This is a genomic window from Lewinella sp., assembly GCF_050633125.1.
Classification (GTDB): domain Bacteria; phylum Bacteroidota; class Bacteroidia; order Chitinophagales; family Saprospiraceae; genus Lewinella.
On the sequence record NZ_JBOEFX010000157.1, the window covers coordinates 1 to 3,570 of the forward strand.

At 42.3% G+C, this 3,570-nt stretch carries 2 protein-coding genes; one reads left to right on the plus strand and one right to left on the minus strand.

What is annotated here, in order from left to right; genetic code table 11:
• Positions 1–2,308: CRTAC1 family protein (locus tag ACRBG0_RS26255; RefSeq protein ID WP_431489798.1), on the minus strand; the 2,308-nt coding region annotated here is incomplete at its 3' end.
• Between the two features lie 125 nt (positions 2,309–2,433).
• On the opposite strand from ACRBG0_RS26255, the gene ACRBG0_RS26260 reads away from it, so the two are divergent.
• Positions 2,434–3,426: an ISAs1 family transposase gene (locus ACRBG0_RS26260; protein ID WP_431489799.1), complete on the plus strand. Its 993-nt coding sequence runs from the start codon at positions 2,434–2,436 to the stop codon at positions 3,424–3,426.
• Positions 3,427–3,570 lie beyond the last annotated feature (144 nt).

Below are 3,570 nucleotides of genomic sequence, written 5' to 3' on the forward strand. Positions count from 1 at the left end.
TATCAATAGGAGCAAAACAACTATCGGTATTGCAGACACCAAAACAGGCACTCAGCATGGTGTCCTGTGTCAGAGGAGGTAAAAAGCGATAGTAATTATTGGCTTCGTCTGTGCAACCTTGTCCACTAAGGTCTTCTAGGCAGCCGACATCATCGCAGTCACCGTTGGTAAAAGTGTAGTAATCAGAAAAGTTCTCGGCGAGGTTAATGCTTAGCTCAAAAATACCATCACCGTCGGGATCATTCATGGGGATTCCTTGAGAACTGGAGCCAAGTCCACGGATAAAAATGCTTTCTAAGTCTTCATCAAGGGGTGCAGCGTTTAGGGTGAAGCTAACCATAAAGCTATCTACGGTAGACTGGCAAGGTAGGCCTTCGCAAATCCCAAAACAAAGGTTAATGTTGGTGTCGCTGAAGGTAGGAGGCAGGACACGCTCAAAGTTCATGGTGAGATTGTCACATCCTTCTTCACTCAGGTCTTCCTCACAACTTTCATCTGGACAAATACCATTTTTAATGGTATAAAAACCACTAAAACCAGGCTCTTCCCAAAACGAAACACTGTACTGGTTATCCTGAAAAGGAGAATACATGAGCTTGTGACGGGTAGTACCATCACTGTCGGTCATTTTGATAAACACTCCTTGAGCGCTTGCCTCCTGGAAACTCATGTCTACGGTAAAGGAAACACGAACGCGATCTTCCTCACCTTGAATTAAAGTATGTCGTTGGTTGATATCTAAATCAAAAAAGGATTCCGAATCGCCCCCAGGCCAGGTAACTATTACACTGTCGATCGAAGTATAGCTGGCTAAACCAAAATGGGCGGTTACACTGTTTTGGGAAGCATGGCTGCCACCACCACTGATTTCCCTCAAAAGAACTAAGTCATCTACAAAAACGCTAACTTTTGCCCCAATGGCATCACGGTTAGCTTGGGTGCCTTGTAGCTTGAATTGAATCCAGTTATTATCATTCTCCAGGTCGTTACGGTAGAACCTGACGTGGGCGTCTGGAAAGGGGCTGCTAGCCATTACGTTTACAAAAACGTCAATGTCACCATCATTGTCAAAGTCAGAATAGGCAAGCCCTCTGCATTTTTCGGGTGTGTTGAAGCCAGAAAGGTCAGAGATATCAGTAAAGGAATTATCGCCATTGTTGTAATAGAGCTTATTAGGGTCAATGCTATCCGTCGCGATAAAACTAGCTGCAGGGATGTAGCCATTCGAGACAAATAGGTCTTCATAAAGATTATTGTCAATATCAGCAAAGGCGGTACCCCAGCTGGTTACGAGCAAGTTGTTGCTAGTGCTGGTATTGGTGACGCCTGCCTGCTCAGCTATATTGGTAAATAAGCCGTTGCCATCATTGTTCAATAAAGCATTGGCCCCAAGATTAGAGACGTAATAGTCAAGATCCTGATCCAGGTCATAGTCTCCAACCGCAATACCCATACCGTAGAAGCCAATGTTGATGTCATTTTCAGTGGCAATAGTATCAAATACGCCTGTGGTCAGGTTGTTGATATACATTTGGTTGGTCTCCACAAATTCGCCGAAATCGTTCGCAAGGTATAAGTCATCATCACCGTCCATGTCATAGTCGGTGTTTACAATGGCTAATCCACATCCTGCATCCGCTAGGTTGAGCTGGCCTGCTACTTGGGTAAAGGTAGAGTTGCCGTTGTTGTGGTAAAATAAATTGTCGTAGCAGTCATGGTCAAAGCCATTGAGAACGCCATCTTCACCATAAGTAAACCTTACTCTGTCTACATAGTTGACGACATACAAGTCCAAGAACCCATCTTGATCATGGTCTAAAAAAGTAGCACTAACGGAGCGGGATGCATCACCGAGGTTGGCGAGCGGTGCAATTTCCTCGAATGTTCCATCTCCCATATTTTTATAAAGAAGATTGCGTTTGTTTGGTGCTAAGGAGTTCAGGAAACCAAAAGTAGTTACAAAAATATCTCGATAGCCGTCATTATCAATATCACCGATCGTTACACCGGTAGTAAAATAGGTAGCTGTTAACTGAAGGCCACTTGCTTCGGTTACATCCGTAAATGTGCCGTCGCCATCATTGCGATAAAGCCTGTCTGATAACTTTCCTCCGGTGAAGTAAAGATCATCATCACCATCATTATCAAAATCAAAAAAGGCAGCACCTCCGCCTATACTGTTCCAGTCTTCAAAGTAATGCTCCATACCCAACTCTTCACTTATCTCTGAAAACTGTTGTCCGGAGATAGAACCACAAAAATATAGTGTGACGAATAGAAAAAATAGAAGTGAGTAGTAGTGCTTCATTGTTTCGAAATTCTGATGAATAAATATTAGTGAGGAAGGGCTTTCTCATAAAAAATGCGTGAGTGGTATAAAGATGTAAATTTGGTTTTCCACAACTAAATTAACGAACTCAGCCCACTCACGACTTGGAACAAGAAACGACATTTTACGAGGAACTTAAAGCTAATTGTCAATTAGATTTAAGAGATCGCCGAGGCAGGAAGCATGACATGGCTTTCGTTTTACTTGGTGTTATGATGGGATTGTTACGCAATCGAGACGGAACCTTGTCAAGTATCCACAGATGTATGGTTAACACTCACTCCCAACTATGTGAGCTATTGAGCATTGATATTGAACGAGTTGTATCCAGAGCACAATTGCCAAGAATATTAGCAAGTGTAAATCAAGCTTTATTCGAGCAGTTGCTGTTCAAGTTTTTCAATATTGAATTAAAGGAGTCAGAGCGTCAGTGGTTTGCTGGTGATGGTAAAGAACTTAGAGGAAGTATAGAGAAAGGCGATAAACGAGGTGAAGTGTCGGTACAAATAGTGCGTCATAAAGATAGAGCAGTAGTTGGTCAAGCTTTTTACAACGGTACTAAAGAGAGTGAAAAACCTTGTTTGCAGCAATTAGTTGATACTACGGGGATAAAAACCCAGCAATTCACAGCTGATGCCTTACACTTACACCCCGGAATGACCACCTTGATTGAGGACGCTGGAGGTGTATTTGTTATAGGATTAAAGGATAATCAAAAAAACTTACTCAAAGATATGATAGATCATTCGGATGCCTTCCCAGCCAAAACGACACACGCAACGGTAGATAAAGGTCATGGCCGTCTGGAAATTCGCGAGTATGCTTGTTTTGACATTAGTGAAGAATACTTTGAAAGTCGCTGGAATGATTCTGGTTTCAGAAGCCTCATTCGTGTTCGACGCAGCCGTACCTTGCTGAAAATCAGTGAATCAAGTGAAGAAACAGCTTATTACATTTCCAATGGAGAAAGTGAAAACGCGCTTGAATATTTTGGGGCAGTAAGAAATCATTGGGCTATAGAGGTCAATAATCATTATCGAGATGTCAGCCTTAAAGAGGATATGTTCAGAACAAAAAAAAGCCTATTACCAAGATAATGGCGAGCGCTAGAACCATTGTCTTGGAGTTGTTTCGAAGGTGGAAACCGAGGAATGTTGTCGCTCAAATGGAGCGATTTCAAGACAACTTTTACGAATTAATCGAGGCTTTGAAGAAGATCAATTTTTTATGAGAAAGCCCTT